Source organism: Bradyrhizobium sp. BR2003 (genome assembly GCF_009720285.1).
In the GTDB taxonomy this organism is placed as follows: domain Bacteria; phylum Pseudomonadota; class Alphaproteobacteria; order Rhizobiales; family Xanthobacteraceae; genus Bradyrhizobium; species Bradyrhizobium elkanii.
The window spans coordinates 18,135-31,527 of record NZ_SMYJ01000012.1; the positions used below are offsets into that span (position 1 = coordinate 18,135).

The 13,393-nt window shown below is 61.9% G+C and carries 15 protein-coding genes, 2 tRNA genes and 1 pseudogene; 6 read left to right on the forward strand and 12 right to left on the reverse strand.

Features of this window, described 5'->3' with window-relative positions:
* Positions 1-114: 114 nt before the first annotated feature.
* Both E2I15_RS07750 and E2I15_RS07755 read right to left on the reverse strand, forming a co-directional pair.
* Positions 115-1,554 (reverse strand): annotated as a pseudogene (locus E2I15_RS07750) (IS1182 family transposase).
* A gap of 86 nt (positions 1,555-1,640) precedes the next feature.
* Positions 1,641-2,531 carry a dienelactone hydrolase family protein gene (locus tag E2I15_RS07755; protein WP_137484088.1) on the reverse strand — a complete coding sequence of 297 codons (891 nt, stop codon included), beginning with the start codon at positions 2,529-2,531 and terminating at the stop codon, positions 1,641-1,643.
* A gap of 1,009 nt (positions 2,532-3,540) precedes the next feature.
* On the opposite strand from E2I15_RS07755, the gene E2I15_RS07760 reads away from it, so the two are divergent.
* Positions 3,541-3,840 (forward strand): hypothetical protein, encoded by a 300-nt coding sequence (locus E2I15_RS07760; RefSeq protein WP_137483627.1) that lies wholly within the window; start codon positions 3,541-3,543, stop codon positions 3,838-3,840.
* A 154-nt stretch (positions 3,841-3,994) separates the two neighbouring features.
* Here E2I15_RS07760 and E2I15_RS07765 read toward each other — a convergent pair.
* From E2I15_RS07765 to E2I15_RS07780, 4 genes are all read right to left on the reverse strand, one after another.
* Positions 3,995-4,071, reverse strand: a tRNA-Pro gene (locus tag E2I15_RS07765).
* Positions 4,072-4,190: 119 nt separating this feature from the next.
* Positions 4,191-4,670: a DUF192 domain-containing protein gene (locus tag E2I15_RS07770; protein ID WP_137483628.1), complete on the reverse strand. Its 480-nt coding sequence runs from the start codon at positions 4,668-4,670 to the stop codon at positions 4,191-4,193.
* A gap of 122 nt (positions 4,671-4,792) precedes the next feature.
* Positions 4,793-5,458: a cold-shock protein gene (locus tag E2I15_RS07775; RefSeq protein ID WP_137483629.1), complete on the reverse strand. Its 666-nt coding sequence runs from the start codon at positions 5,456-5,458 to the stop codon at positions 4,793-4,795.
* 209 nt (positions 5,459-5,667) lie between these two features.
* Positions 5,668-6,429 (reverse strand): SIR2 family NAD-dependent protein deacylase, encoded by a 762-nt coding sequence (locus E2I15_RS07780; protein ID WP_137483630.1) that lies wholly within the window; start codon positions 6,427-6,429, stop codon positions 5,668-5,670.
* A 254-nt stretch (positions 6,430-6,683) separates the two neighbouring features.
* On the opposite strand from E2I15_RS07780, the gene E2I15_RS38670 reads away from it, so the two are divergent.
* Positions 6,684-6,845: a hypothetical protein gene (locus tag E2I15_RS38670; RefSeq protein ID WP_162832435.1), complete on the forward strand. Its 162-nt coding sequence runs from the start codon at positions 6,684-6,686 to the stop codon at positions 6,843-6,845.
* Positions 6,846-7,730: 885 nt separating this feature from the next.
* Here the strand turns inward: E2I15_RS38670 and E2I15_RS07785 are convergent.
* Positions 7,731-8,078 (reverse strand): GrlR family regulatory protein, encoded by a 348-nt coding sequence (locus E2I15_RS07785; RefSeq protein ID WP_137483632.1) that lies wholly within the window; start codon positions 8,076-8,078, stop codon positions 7,731-7,733.
* Between the two features lie 167 nt (positions 8,079-8,245).
* On the opposite strand from E2I15_RS07785, the gene E2I15_RS07790 reads away from it, so the two are divergent.
* The 4 genes from E2I15_RS07790 to E2I15_RS07805 all read left to right on the forward strand — a co-directional run bounded on the left by E2I15_RS07790 (position 8,246) and on the right by E2I15_RS07805 (position 11,271).
* Entirely contained in the window at positions 8,246-8,419 is a 174-nt protein-coding gene (locus E2I15_RS07790) for a hypothetical protein (protein ID WP_018271496.1), read from the forward strand.
* Between the two features lie 69 nt (positions 8,420-8,488).
* Complete coding sequence (locus tag E2I15_RS07795) at positions 8,489-8,716, forward strand: hypothetical protein (protein WP_137483633.1); 228 nt, start codon at positions 8,489-8,491, stop codon at positions 8,714-8,716.
* Between the two features lie 1,106 nt (positions 8,717-9,822).
* Complete coding sequence (locus E2I15_RS07800; protein ID WP_016844600.1) at positions 9,823-10,275, forward strand: VOC family protein; 453 nt, start codon at positions 9,823-9,825, stop codon at positions 10,273-10,275.
* Between the two features lie 354 nt (positions 10,276-10,629).
* On the forward strand, positions 10,630-11,271 hold the full coding sequence (locus tag E2I15_RS07805; RefSeq protein ID WP_137483681.1) for a glutathione S-transferase family protein: 642 nt from the start codon (positions 10,630-10,632) through the stop codon (positions 11,269-11,271).
* A gap of 18 nt (positions 11,272-11,289) precedes the next feature.
* On the opposite strand, the gene E2I15_RS07810 is transcribed toward E2I15_RS07805, so the two are convergent.
* From E2I15_RS07810 to E2I15_RS07825, 5 genes are all read right to left on the reverse strand, one after another.
* Positions 11,290-11,535 (reverse strand): hypothetical protein, encoded by a 246-nt coding sequence (locus E2I15_RS07810; protein WP_137483634.1) that lies wholly within the window; start codon positions 11,533-11,535, stop codon positions 11,290-11,292.
* A gap of 156 nt (positions 11,536-11,691) precedes the next feature.
* Positions 11,692-11,949 (reverse strand): PilZ domain-containing protein, encoded by a 258-nt coding sequence (locus E2I15_RS07815; protein WP_137483635.1) that lies wholly within the window; start codon positions 11,947-11,949, stop codon positions 11,692-11,694.
* A 611-nt stretch (positions 11,950-12,560) separates the two neighbouring features.
* A tRNA-Glu gene (locus tag E2I15_RS07820) sits at positions 12,561-12,635 on the reverse strand.
* A gap of 158 nt (positions 12,636-12,793) precedes the next feature.
* Positions 12,794-12,943, reverse strand: coding sequence for a hypothetical protein (locus tag E2I15_RS38675; protein ID WP_170991817.1), 150 nt, complete (start codon positions 12,941-12,943; stop codon positions 12,794-12,796).
* Positions 12,944-13,026: 83 nt separating this feature from the next.
* The gene (locus E2I15_RS07825) at positions 13,027-13,368 is read right to left on the reverse strand and encodes a hypothetical protein (RefSeq protein WP_137483636.1); all 342 of its coding nucleotides are present in this window, start codon (positions 13,366-13,368) and stop codon (positions 13,027-13,029) included.
* Positions 13,369-13,393: the final 25 nt, after the last annotated feature.

The window sequence follows — 13,393 nt, forward strand, 5'->3', positions numbered from 1 at the left end:
GGGTATAGCCAGAATTACCCCTTGCCAAATGGCCAGGCCGATGTCGGCTCCGGGACTTGGCCGTGTAAAAACGCCCGTCCCAGGGAGTCGGTGAGGAGCCAGGATCGGTTCGTCTCAGGCCACGATCGCAGCCATCAGCGGCCTGATTCCGACGATGTTCATGACCCGTGTCAGATTATAGGCCAACACCGAGAGTGCCATTTCAGCGGCTACTTTTGGAAGCGTTTTGGTGAGGAAGTGTGTGGCTCCCATGCGGGCCTTCATCGTGCCGAACGGATGCTCGACTGTCTCTCGACGCTGGCGCATGGCTTGTGGGTTTGCGTCAAGGCGCTGCTGCACAGCGTCGAGCAGATGCTCATGCTCCCATCGTGGAATCCGCCGCTCTGGTCCTGTGGTGCACTGCGATTTGAGCGAACAAGCCTGACAGGCTGTGGTCCAGTAGCGCCGTAGCTGCTTGCCGTCTTCCTCGCTGGTGAAGCGATATGGCAGTTGCTCTCCAGCTGGGCAGCGATAGGCGTCCTCTTCAGGCTAATAGACAAAATCCTGCTTGCCGAAGCGCCTATCTGACTTGGCACTCGACGTCTGTGGCTTGGGCAGAGTTACCGTGATGCCGGCCTCGTGGCACGCGAGGATCTCCACGCTGCTGAAGTAACCGCGATCGGCCACGGCCTCGAGCGCCTCGGTCTGGAGCACTTCTTTCGCCTGCTTTGCCATATTGGCCAGTTGAACCCGATCTGAGCCGCTGTTCGTTACCTCATGCGTCACAATCAGATGATGCTCGGTATCCACAGCGACCTGCACGTTGTAGCCGACGACGCCAGACCCGCGGCCGCTCGTCGCCATCGAACGACTGTCGGGATCGGTCAGAGAGATTTGCTGGTCAGGCGAAGCAAGCATCTGCTTCTCGTAAACGGCAAGCTTTCCCATTTCCTCCTTTAGCTTCGTTAGCTTCTCGGTGAGCCTGGTCACCTTCGCGGCCAGCGCCTCCGTCGGCTCCTGTCGGTCGGCCGTGTCAAGTTGGCTGAGATAGCGCGCGACGCTCTCCTCCAGCTGGGCGCGTCGCCGCTCCACCTTCGTCCGGGTGAAGTTCCTGTCCCGGTTGTTCACCGCTTTGAACTTGCTGCCATCGATGGCGACGCTCGCCGTCGTGAGAAGGCCGATCTCACGGCAGAGTTCGACGAAGCGCGCGCATACCTTGCGTAACGCCAGACCATTGTCTTTACGGAAGTCGGCGATCGTCTTGTGATCAGGAGCCAGCCGGCCCAGCAGCCACATGACCTCGACATTGCGCCCGGCCTCGCGCTCCAGCCGCCGGCTCGACTGCACCCGGTTCAGATAGCCATAGATGTACAGCTTCAGGAGAACCGACGGGTGGTACGCCGGCCGACCAGTTGCCGCCGGCGCCATTCCCTCGAAGCTCATCTCGGCCAAATCGAGCGTGTCGACAAACACGTCGATCACGCGAACAGGGCTGCTCTCGTCAATGAAATCGCCGAGGCATTCGGGCAATAACGCCGACTGTCTACAATCCGCCCCCGCAACGAAGCGCTTCATCAATTCCCCCTAGAATCACGGGAGAAGCCGACGTTCCCGATGGCCATGCCGACTGTCAGTCTGCTGAAATCATCGGGCAGACCGGCTTATTTCTCGGTTTTGCCGGCGGTGTTCAAGGCACTAATGATTGCTTTGATCGTGCCTTCCGCTGCCGCAGCATTGTATCCGATGTGATAGCCATGGAACACGTGGATGGGCTCGTGGTCTTCGAAGCTGTGATACGCCCCTTTCCAAAGTATCGTCTCCACGGGGATGGCACGCTTGCTTTCAGCCATCCGGCGGCACACGACGGGACTGGTAGCCTCGTCCTTCTCCGCTAGGAAGAGGCGGACTGATGCATAGAACTCGACATTCTTCATCAAATAACAGGACGGCTGCATTGCGAAGCCGCCCGCGAACATGTGCTCGTGCAAATCGCCAATCAGCCGGTTCATGACAATCAAAGTCGTGGTAGCACCGTTGCTGCGGCCGAGGACGTAGACCCGCTTGGGATCGGCGATCCTCTGTTCGATGAGCCAGTCCAGCGCCGCATAAGCATCGTCGGCCCTGCGCCGCGCCCAGGTCAACTGGCTGGGATCCGAGCAGACGCCGTCGGGCCCTAAACCCCGACTGCCGAAGCTGTCGAGCAGCAGAACACCATAGCCTGCTCCGAGCAATCTGCCTCCGTAGTCGCGCCCCCATTTTTTCTCAACCCGGCCGAACCCGTCACAACCGTGCAACATAATAACGAAGGGGATTGGCCCCTTAGCACCTTGCGGCAGCATCATATCCGCCTGCAGTTCGCCCTCGACCTTCACCTTGCCCTTTTCCTCGACGGTGCCGTCCATAAAGTTCTTCGACCAGCCGTCGATGTATTCGTTGCCGGGAATCCAGGGCGAGGATTGTGCCGAGGCATGCCAAGGTATCTTAACCGTCTCTGCATGCGCAGATGAGAGCGACAAGACGGCAATCATTGCGAGAAAACGTCGTCGCTTCATTGATACCTCGAGTTGTTTCCAACGAATGACAACTGCCTAGCACCCGTTGACGTGATTCGCGCCTCCGTCGCCTTCGCGCTCAAAAAGCCTCCTCTGCAGCGAACCTATGGAGATTTTCGCCCGGTGAATTGTAGTGAGATATCTTCATATTCATCACCGGTGCCGCTTCGAGACCCCACGTCGGCGACCGCGACTTTTTGGATTTTTCAGATTTAGTCGGAGCCTTCGGCGGCCATTGCACCTCGAGGCGTCGGGGGGTGCCGGGGGGTGGGGTGGCCACCCTCCGGGGGCGAACGCCGCGGCGCGCGGCGCAAAGCTTCGCGTGTCAACAGTGAGAGACCTTCGTCAATGCTATCGGCAAGGCGCTGCATCATAATACGCCCGTCGAACGTGAGGCGATCGCCCTGCTCTAGGGCTGCCTGGCGCGATCGCTCGAGATTGCGCTTCGCTCTGACACCTTGCGCCGTGAGAGCTGGGCAAGTCTCAAGCATCGCGATCGCAAGGTTGTACTCATCGTCATCATCGCCCGCCGCAAGGACTCTGTTCAGTGCAATAACGGCTGGATCTTCCGACGGCCTGGCGTTTCTCATGAGCGCCTCCCGAGAATGCGCTTCACTATAGCTAAGTTATTGACCGCGCGCGAATCTCTGAGTCACCGAAACCACTGCGGCACAGGCACTTTTTGTATGGTCGTGCGACGCTAAGAAATCGACAAATGCGCAAAAGCGAAAGAAAGCGAAGCGTCACCAATCAGGAACGTGTCGGGTATTCGTATTAGACTTTTCCAGACAAAATTTTCGTTGCCGATTTTTCAACAGAGCGCATTCTGATCGCGGGTCGAAAGCCCGAAACACTAGCCGAGAGCCAATCCGGTGAGCGGCGAACACGCAACACATTGTCCAGGGGCCGCGCGCGTATGTCCAAGGCGCACGCCCAAAGGCGCGCGGGGCCGTCTAGTGTCGGTCATTTCGCCCCTGGGCTGTCACCCTTGCTCGAAAGGCAAAACACTATGCGCACCGCCATCGCTTCCAAGATTGATCGCAACGCCACCGTCATCGGCCGCGAACTCGCGCGCCGCGGGGTCGACATTCTCCTGGATGTCGAGGATGGAAACGCCCTCGTCCGCTGCCAAGTGAGCTCTGCGCTCGCCGCGGCCATGCTGGTGCCGCTCGGAGGCGAAGCCGTTGGCCAGTTCCGCCCCCTCGCCGGCAACATGGTTGAGATCGATGCCGCGGTGACCTTGGCGACGGCTCAAGAAATGCTTACCGCGCGCGCGGAGGCGCTCGCCGGTTCTATCCGCCTTCACTAGGCTGGCTTGTCTTGGGTGCGATGCGAGGCGCACCCCATTACCCAAGGACGCTCCAAAACCGCGACCGTGCTTCCCCGGTGCTTCCCCGAGGTGGCGCGGGCGCCGCAATCGTCAAAACGGAGAAAAAATGTATAGGCAGTTTCAAGGGATTAGATGGTCGGGGCAGCTGGATTCGAACCAACGACCTGCAGTACCCAAAACTGCCGCGCTACCAGGCTGCGCTATACCCCGACATTTCCGAGAAGCCCCGTGGATACACGCTTCGGTCATCGCCAGCAAGGCACGGATCGGGTCTTCGTGCGGCGAATCCGGCACCGGTTTCCGTCCGGAAATCGCATCAAAACCGGATGCTAACGGCCGCCAAACAGCGGATGGGCGACCCGGTCGCCGGGCTGGATGCCGTATTTCTGCGCGGTCCCGGCAATCACCTCGAGCACGCCCTTGGCGAGCCCGCGCGACGGAATGATCCTGGTCGAAAGCGGCTCGGTGTTTTCGGCGATCCGCAGGATGCGCCCGTCGGCGCGGATGAAGATCATGTCGAGCGAGATGTAGGTGTTCTTCATCCACATCGACACTTCCTGCTCCGGCGAGAAGTCGAACAGCATGCCTTTGCCGTCCGCGAGCTCCTTCCGGTACATCAGGCCGGTCTCCTTCTCCTGCTCGGTGGTCGCCATTTCGACCGAGAAGACATGCACGCCGGACTTGGTGACGATCTCGAGCGGCTGGACGCTGGCGGCCTGCGCGGCCGGAGCCAGCAATGCGCCGAACATGATCACGAGGCAGGCCATCAGCCACGAACGATGGCGCCCAACTCTGCGAACGAAATTCATCGACAAATACTCACCACCGGAGACGATTTTCCGGCGGACCCTAACCCGACGATTGCGGCAAATGCCAGAGCCGAGACGGCTCGCCGGCGGCTCACGTTTGCGTCAGGGAGTCCGTTCAGCCGCTAATGCGACGACAGCGCCGACGGACCGGTCTCCGGGTGGATCTCGGCGGCCATCATACCCTTGGAGCCGGGCCCAAACCGCACCAGCACATACTGGCCGGGGCGCAGTTCGGTCATACCGAAGCGGCGCAGCGTCTCCATGTGCACGAAGATGTCGGGCGTGCCCTCGCCGCAGGTCACGAAGCCGAAGCCGCGCAGCCGGTTGAACCACTTGACCTGCGCGCGCTCGAGCCCGCTGGTTGCGGTTACCGTGACATGGGTGCGCGGCGGCAGCATCTGAGCCGGATGGATCGCCGTCGATTCGTCCATCGAGACGATGCGGAAAGCCTGGTAGCCCTTCGCACGCTGCACGCATTCGACGACCAGCCGCGCGCCCTCATAGGCGGTCTGATAGCCGTCGCGCCGCAGCACGGTCACATGCAGGAGGATGTCGGGCCAGCCATTGTCGGGGACGATGAAGCCGTATCCCTTCGAGGCGTCGAACCATTTGATGACGCCGGAAACCTCGACGAGGTTGGCCGCAGTGTCGCCGAGACCGGAGAAGGCATCGATCGCCGGATCGCGCGACGCGCTCGCGCCATACTCGCCTTGTGCAATCCTGCTCTGCCCAACTCCGCCCATCGGCGGTCCGCCGAGCTTCTTGGACTCAAATCCGTCCGACCCCATGACCCCGGACCCCACACATCAAATGCAGATCGCCGTCGTTGCGGCGCACCCTGTACACGCTGCTCCCCATGACCAACTCACTCGGACTGATTTGGACGCGGCGCGAATCTCTCAACCAAAAGATAACACTCCCGCTTGCGGGGCATAGCTAAAAAACGATTCTTGCGGGAACTATGAACAGGCTTGCACAGCCGCGAATCAATCGGGCATCAATTGCCTACGAAAGGACCAAGCGTGTCGCCGATGTCGTGGCGGATCACCAGATCGGCGATGTCGTCCTGATCGGTCGGCTCGTTGTTGATGATCACGAGCCGCGCGCCGCTCTCCTTCGCCATCATCGGAAAGCCCGCGGCGGGCCACACCACAAGCGATGAGCCGATCGCCAGAAACAGGTCGCACTGCCTGGAGAGTTCCGCCGCGCGGCGCATCGCATCCTCGGGCATCGATTGCCCGAACGAGATCGTCGCGGTCTTCACCGGATCGCCGCAGTCCGCGCAGTCGGGCGCACTGCCCGTCTTGTCGAACTGCTGCTTCACCCACGACAGTTCGTAGTCCTTGCCGCAGCCGATGCAGCGGCCATAGGTCGTGTTGCCGTGCAGCTCGATCACGTCGTCGGCCTTGAAGCCCGACGCCTGATGCAGGTTGTCGATGTTTTGCGTGATGATGCCGGGAACCTTGCCGGCCCGGTAGAGCGACGCAAGCGCGCGATGCCCGCGGCCGGGTTTGGCCGCCGCAAAGGTCTGTTCCATCGCAAAGCGGCGGCGCCAGGACTCGTTGCGCGCGTCCTGGCTGGCGACGAACTCGTCGAACGGAATCGGCCGGTTGCGCGTCCACAGCCCGCCGGGCGAGCGGAAATCGGGAATGCCGCATTCGGTGGAGATGCCCGCCCCGGTGAACGGCACGATGGACGACGCCTCGGCAATCATGTCGCCGAGCAGCTCGACGCCGCTGCGCAAATCTTTTGCGATCACTGAAGACAATCCGGTTGGCCGCGGCGACTATAGCACGGCGCGACCGGTTGCGCGCTCAACCGTTGCGCGAGCGGTCGGCTGCGGTCAGGGTGCCTTGCTCGCAGCTGCTTGCGACCACCTGCTTCGGCGCATCCGCTTCGTCGCTCTTCCGCCGCCTCAGCATCATCACATTCCTGCACTGGCTGCTCCGCATTGACGCCCAATTCGCCGACGCCAATGCGCCCGGGACAGGACCACGGCCAGGAGGATGGGCAATGACCGATCAGGAAGACCGCGTCGCGCGCGAGCGCGAGGAGATCGTCGCACGCGTTGCCAGCTTCAGGGCCACGCAGCAGAAGTTCGAGCGCGATCGCCAGGAATATTACGACAACACGCTAGGCAATGCCTGGAGCGGGTTTCAACGCAAGACCGCTTAACGAGACCGTTTGATGCCCTGCCGGGCGACCGCGCTCATGGTCGGGGCACCCGCGATTGCGCCATGAGGCGCAAGTGAGAAAGTCCGGAGCGGTGCGCTCCGGGCTTATGGCTGTTTCCGGTGCCGCTGTGCGATGGTTGCCGCCACGCAGGTTCCGGTTCCCTCGAGCGTTTTCCGTTCCGATCGGGTCGCTCGAAAACGCGCCAGCCATGCGATAGCGCAAAGCTACCATCGGTTAGCGCCGGAACAAAAATACAACCTCAATGATTAGCTTGGCAATGAACGAGGTTGGCATCGATGCCGGCATGGATGGAACTGCTGCTTAACGTGATGGGCTTTGCCGGTTTCATCGGCATCGCGATGTATCACAAGCATCCGAACGGGAAGCTGCCGGACTGAGCGCCGGCGGCTCGTCTCACCTTGCCGCTCCCCCGGCTCGCCGTGTTCAGTTTGCCTTCCGAGCCTCTCCCGCCGTCCGCACCAGCCGGTCCGCCTTCACAAGCGCCCTGCCGTTCTCCGGCTGCGGCCGAAACCAGAAGCTGATCGCGACAAAGACCGAACAGAACAGTAGGCCCACCACCATCACGCGTCGGTGGGTCGGTCGATCCGCACTGTGGAACGATGGCATCATGGCTGTCACCCGTAGCCATCCCAATCGCAATCGCAGGTAGTGACAACTCGATGCTGCGCTTAACCTAACTGGGTAAGGTTAGCGGTGGCGGGGTAATGCCTTGTTCGGGATGTCGCGATCGGTGGCCGCAGCGGGATTCACCGCGATATCCCCTGCTTGTCCGCAGCAAATTCACTGCGCCAGTAGGTCCAATTCCCCAACGAAATGCGGATCTTGCTGCGCCCTCGTCCACAGCCTCGCGCCGCGTGCGCGCATTCAGGCATCGGCGAGCCATTTCAGGGTGGCCCGGAAACCCAGGCTGCGGGTTCCAACCAGCACGGTTCCGAACACTTCGGCCTCGTCACCGCTGAACGTGCCGGAGAACCCGCTCGTCACTTCCTGTCCGGCGAACAGCGGACGGGTGAACGGGTCGGCGAACGGCGAATGCTGGTTGGTGCTGAGATGTCCCTTCCAGGTGCCCTCGCCGACCGTGTAGGCCCCGATCGACCAGAAATATGGCCCGCCGCCGATCAAGAGACCGTCGCGCAGGATCAGGATGCCGCTGTCGCGGCCTCTCACGCCGTCGGTCATGTGGATATGGATCGAATAGAGCCCGTTCTTCATCGATCGCGCCGCCCGGTCCTGGGGGTCCGCAGTATGGCTCCAATCCGGCCGGCGTGCGAGCAGGCCGATACCGTCCGCCTCTCCGAATCGGCGCAAAGGCGGCCCCGGGCGCTTACAAATCGTTAAGAAAGCCCTGAGAAGGTTCGATCCTCCGGAGGGAGAGAGCCATGCTCGTATACCCCGTACCTGTCGAAGTGACGCAAGCCAGAGTGCAGCTCGTCGTCGACCAGACGGCGAAGGAGCAGCCGCGCATCATCAATGAGGATGTGCTGGATGTCTTCGCCGCGAAGAACCAGGCCGACCGCGAAGCGGTCGAGACCATTCTCGACATCAAGGTGTAAGAGCGGCGCCAGCCGACAGGAACCTCTCGACTGCGCGCGGGTCATCCTGGTGACGCCAGGAGGCCCCCCATGTGCAAGCTGATCGCGGTCACCGTCCTCACCCTGATAGCCGGCGCGGCCTTTGCGCAGGATACGGGTCCCGCGCCGCAGAGCGGCATGGAACGACCTGAAAACACCAATGGAGCCACTCAGAGCGGCGCGATGGACACCACGGGGATGGACGTGAAGCGGGCCAACAAGTCCGGGATGAAGGACACCGCAAAGGGCGCGGCAAAAAGGGACGACACAAAAAAGTAGGTTCCCGCGACCGAACGTCCAGGGAGCTGCGACCTCGAAAAAAGCGATCTTCAAAAAAAGCAGGCGACCTTCAAAAAAGGAAGGAACGAGTCTCTCGTTCCGCCGTTCATTTCACGAGCGGTACAACGAGGGAGAAATCCACCGGAAATATCAGCTCAACAAGCCCCGTCAGCTTACTTCGGTAACTGGCGGGGTTTTGTTTCTGGAGGCGCCCGTGTGCGCCCTGTTCCGCGGCAAGACGCAGCTCGGAAGATCGTAAGAGCCGCAGCCCGATTGGAAACCTGGACGTTCCTGAAGCCGGTCGGCCAGCTGGCGCCCGGTCGGCCGAAGCCGCATTGAACAACGCAACGGCAAATCACGCGTGGTGCCGACAGCTCACCGCCCTGTGGGCTTTGGAAGGACCCCGCGAATCCGCCTCGCGGGGTCCTTCTTTGAACCTTTTGCACGGCGCGCAGACATAAAGGGCGCTGGGGGATTTCAGGGCCCAGCATCCGGCGCAGCGCTGTGGGACGAACATACTCCGTCTACGCGGCGCTGTTGCATTTTACAAATTCAACCTTAAGTTTGATGTCCGACAGTTGACGGCTCACGCCCTGAGAGATCCCCAGTCCGTCAGCTGGGAAAGCCCCGCATCCAGCCTGCGGGGCTTTCTATTTTCCGGACCCCAGGAACTTTCCGCGCGCAGCGACGTTGTATGCGCGGTTGCCGGCACGATCTCCCCAAGGCCGGTCGGCATCAGACCTCGCGAGCCCGCTCGCGGGGTTTTGCGCTTTAGAGGACGTCCAACCTCGCGTGTCCTTGATTGGCCTTATCGGCAATCGGTGAGATAGAGGCGCGGTGCCTCCAAGGCTCGACCACGAAAGCCCTGTCCCGGATATTTCCCGGGCGGGGCTTTCTCGTATCTGCTGCTGCGCAAGCGCATATCTGGCTGCGTGATCGCGCGGCGCAACGGGAGCCAGCGCTCGCGAAGGCGTGAGCATGCAAAGGCGAAATGCGGTCGGCAAAAGCCGCGCAAACCCCTGCCCCGCGCCGCGTTTTGCTGCTATTTCTTGCCCCGTCTCGGCCGAGCCCAAACAAAATCTCTGAATCCGCAGGAGGATAAGAAAATGCGCTATCTGCACACCATGCTGCGCGTCCGCAATCTCGATGTCGCGATGAAATTCTATCAGGACGCGCTGGGACTGAAGGAAGTGCGCCGCATCGACAATGAGAAGGGCCGCTTCACGCTGGTGTTTCTCTGCGCGGAGGAAGACCTCCATCTGCTCAAGTCCCTGCCGCAAACCCGCGGCGCGCCGCTGGTCGAACTGACCTACAATTGGGACGAGGAGAAATACGGCGAAGACCGCCATTTCGGCCATCTCGCCTACGAGGTCGACGACATCTACGCGACCTGCGAGAAGCTGATGAAGATGGGCGTCACCATCAATCGGCCGCCGCGCGACGGCAACATGGCGTTCGTGCGTTCGCCCGACCTGCACTCGATCGAGATCCTGCAAAAGGGCGAGCCGAAGGCCCCCGCCGAACCGTGGGCGTCGATGCCGAACACCGGCCACTGGTAAACGCGGTGCCTGCGCGCCCGTTCCTCTGCGCGCTTCTGCATCGCTGAAGCGCGGAGCAATTGCGAGGAACGTGCCGCAACCGTCGACGTTGCCTCCTCACAGAAAGGATGCGAGGAGGCAACGAGATGGGAAAAGGAATTTTGCTTTGGCTGTTGGGCGTGCCAATTCCGGTGATCATCGTGCTGTGGTTGCTGTTCGGTCACTGACCGCGATTTGATGTGTACGTATCAGCGAGGCTCTGCCGCAATGCGGTGGAGCCTCCTTTTTTTGCTCTCGGCACAATTCACCCCGCGCTTTTCCCCGACGCTTCGGCTATGAACGCGCGCAAAGCACAACAGCGGGAAGAAACGCGTGATGGACAGCAAGCCGCAACTGACGATCTGGGGCCGGGCCAATTCGGTCAACGTGCAGAAGGTGCTCTGGTGTCTCGCCGAGCTCGACCTCCCCTATCAGCGCATCGATGCCGGCATGCAGTTCGGCAAGAACGATCAGCCCGACTATCTCGCGATGAATCCGAATGGCCGCGTCCCGACGCTGGCCGACGGCGACTATGTGCTATGGGAATCCAATTCGGTGATGCGCTATCTCTGCATGGCCTATGGCCAGGGCGCGCCGCTCTATCCGCAAGCGCCGAAGGCGCGCGCCGCCGTCGACCGCTGGCTTGACTGGACGCTGTCGACGCTGCAGCCGGTCGACCGGCCGGTGTTCTGGGGCCTGGTGCGCACGCCGCCGGAGAAGCGCGACATGGTCCAGCTCCAGAAGGACGCCGATGCCGAGGGCGCGGTGTGGCGCGTCGTCGAGGCGCAGCTCGCAGGGCGCCGCTTCATCGAGGGCGACCATTTCACGATCGCCGACATCGCGCTCGGCGCCTTTGCGCGGCGCTGGCTCGGCGTCGAGGGCGTCACCAAGCCGAAGCTACCCAATCTCGAACGCTGGTTCGGTGAGATCGCGGGGCGGCCGGCCTTCGTGCGCTTCATCGCGCCGCCGATGTCGTGAGCGCGGGCGGCAAGCCGCTCACCGTCCGCGGCCGGACATCCCACCATCGACGCTGATGCCGCCGCCGAGCTTCACGCAGGTGTCGGAGCCCTCGACCTTGACGAAGCCCGGCCCGTACGATGCGCAAGGATTGCTCCGCGTCGCGGATTTCGACGGCAAGGTTTTGCCGGCGTCGGGGAGCGTCTGAAAATTGCGGCGGTCGCGCTGCTGCGCGAGCGCGGCGGCGGGTAGCAGGATGGCGATGATGAAGCAGGTCTTGCGCATCCGGCCTTTTATCCTGCGCCACCGGATGAGGCCAGCTCATGATGCGATGGGGACGAACGCAGCATGAGCTAGCTTCTTTCTTGAGCATGATCTCCGCGCAAACGCGTTCCGCGTTTGTCGCGAGGGAAAACCGGATCCACTGTTCCGGATCATGCTCTACCGCACGAACTTGACGCCGAACGTCCTGCCCTCGCGCCACACCACTTCGCAGGCGCGCCCGGTGCGGGCGTCGCGCGAGAACGCCAGCCGCAGCTTGGCCGGGAGCGTGTTGTTGTCCTGGACCGTGATCTTGGCGCCCGACGAGGACATGTCCTCGACCACGCAGGGCCGCGCGGCGAATCCGCCGTCGAGCGTGATCCAGCCGGATTGCCGCAGCGATTTGCGCGTTTCGCGCTTCCTGGTCCCTGGAACCATCACATCATCCCCGCCCAGCCGTATCGCCGTTGGCTTTACAAAGGGTTGCGAAAGAGCGGCGGATTGCAGCGATCTCGGGATTGTTCACATCTGCCAGCGCGGCACGGCGCCGTTGCAAATCTGGGTTTCGAAGTCGGTTAGGACTTCGCGAGTGACATCCTGGCTGACTTGGCTGACATGTGACGTCGTTGCCGTAAATGCCCGCCAGCGTTCGCGCGATACTCACATCGTCGCTCATCAAGAACGCGGTCCTGGCGCCGAACTCGATTGATGAAGCGACCTTTGCCTTCTCCGTTTGGTGACGAGCCCCGCGCGGCAACGCGAACGCCAAGTCGATCGTTTGTGGGGGATGGGGCCAGGCGAGATTGATCTGGCAATTCTCGCAATCGCGCAGCAGGCCGAACCTGACGTCATGTTCCGAGCGGCGCCGATCGCGATCGTAAGCCCAATCAAGAAGCAGTTCCCCAGGCGCGGCGATCGCCGCGCTTGGGCGATCACTTCCCGTAGTCGCTGATAGAACTGTCGTCGCGAGATCGACTGGGCGATGCGCCGAAAATGACAATCTGGACGCTTAACAGTCTGATTTTGTGGAGTCTTCAGTTCGGCCGTGATGGCGCTCCCTAGCGGAATCGAACCGCTCTCTCCACCGTGAAAGGGTGGCGTCCTAACCGATAGACGAAGGGAGCAAAACTCCCGGCAAATCAATACGTTAGACGTGAGATGCGCCGGACTGGCCACAGCCCTCAAGCCGCGACGGGCGAACGTATAGTGGCGATTGGCCGGGCGGGCAAGCGTTCAGAACGCTTTTCCCGGGTTGCAGGTCATGCTGCAGGTCACCTGGAGATCACCTGCAGGACAGTCCGGCCTCGATCGAGGTCCAGAAGCCGCAATGCGTCGGCACATGCGCATGGGCCCGCGAACCGCCGACGTGAATCAGGATTGCGGCGGCAAGCGCGACGACGACGGCGGGAACGATGAACCTTCGGATCGACATGGGCCTGCGCATCGACCGACATCGTGGCCTAACTAAGGCCTGCGAGCCGGCTGGATGTCCGGCAACGGCGCTCAGCGCCGGCGCTAGTGATTGCTGGCGACGTCCTGACGATTATTCGGCTGCGCCGCCTGCGTCTGCTTGATGCAGGTGCTGCAGATCACGAGCTTGCGCGCCAGCCTGTCGTCGGCGTCCGTTTCAGACAGTTGCGCAGGCGATGTGTCCGCTACTGCGGGCGACGCATTCCGCGCATGGCGCCGCGGCTGCGGAAGATTGGGGTCCTGTCCGGCACCGTCCCAGGCCAGCGGACCTGTCCCCGGCGGCGGCGTGGTCACGCTGTATTGCTGAGAAACCTGCGCGCAGGCGCCGAGCGCGATCGGAAGAAACAGCACAGCGGCCTTGCGAGCCCAGTTCCGGAATGCAGACATGATCACACTCTCACGCTATTCGTAC

Bases quoted from the DNA above. Each gene is read 5' to 3' on its own strand.
- E2I15_RS07825 (WP_137483636.1), bottom strand. From the start codon at position 13,368: ATGTCTGCATTCCGGAACTGGGCTCGCAAGGCCGCTGTGCTGTTTCTT.
- E2I15_RS07760 (WP_137483627.1), top strand. From the start codon at position 3,541: ATGCGCACCGCCATCGCTTCCAAGATTGATCGCAACGCCACCGTCATC.
- E2I15_RS07785 (WP_137483632.1), bottom strand. From the start codon at position 8,078: ATGAAGAACGGGCTCTATTCGATCCATATCCACATGACCGACGGCGTG.
- E2I15_RS07800 (WP_016844600.1), top strand. From the start codon at position 9,823: ATGCGCTATCTGCACACCATGCTGCGCGTCCGCAATCTCGATGTCGCG.
- E2I15_RS07755 (WP_137484088.1), bottom strand. From the start codon at position 2,531: ATGAAGCGACGACGTTTTCTCGCAATGATTGCCGTCTTGTCGCTCTCA.
- E2I15_RS07805 (WP_137483681.1), top strand. From the start codon at position 10,630: ATGGACAGCAAGCCGCAACTGACGATCTGGGGCCGGGCCAATTCGGTC.
- E2I15_RS07815 (WP_137483635.1), bottom strand. From the start codon at position 11,949: ATGGTTCCAGGGACCAGGAAGCGCGAAACGCGCAAATCGCTGCGGCAA.
- E2I15_RS38670 (WP_162832435.1), top strand. From the start codon at position 6,684: ATGACCGATCAGGAAGACCGCGTCGCGCGCGAGCGCGAGGAGATCGTC.
- E2I15_RS07795 (WP_137483633.1), top strand. From the start codon at position 8,489: ATGTGCAAGCTGATCGCGGTCACCGTCCTCACCCTGATAGCCGGCGCG.
- E2I15_RS07790 (WP_018271496.1), top strand. From the start codon at position 8,246: ATGCTCGTATACCCCGTACCTGTCGAAGTGACGCAAGCCAGAGTGCAG.
- E2I15_RS07770 (WP_137483628.1), bottom strand. From the start codon at position 4,670: ATGAATTTCGTTCGCAGAGTTGGGCGCCATCGTTCGTGGCTGATGGCC.
- E2I15_RS38675 (WP_170991817.1), bottom strand. From the start codon at position 12,943: ATGTCGATCCGAAGGTTCATCGTTCCCGCCGTCGTCGTCGCGCTTGCC.
- E2I15_RS07775 (WP_137483629.1), bottom strand. From the start codon at position 5,458: ATGGGGTCGGACGGATTTGAGTCCAAGAAGCTCGGCGGACCGCCGATG.
- E2I15_RS07810 (WP_137483634.1), bottom strand. From the start codon at position 11,535: ATGCGCAAGACCTGCTTCATCATCGCCATCCTGCTACCCGCCGCCGCG.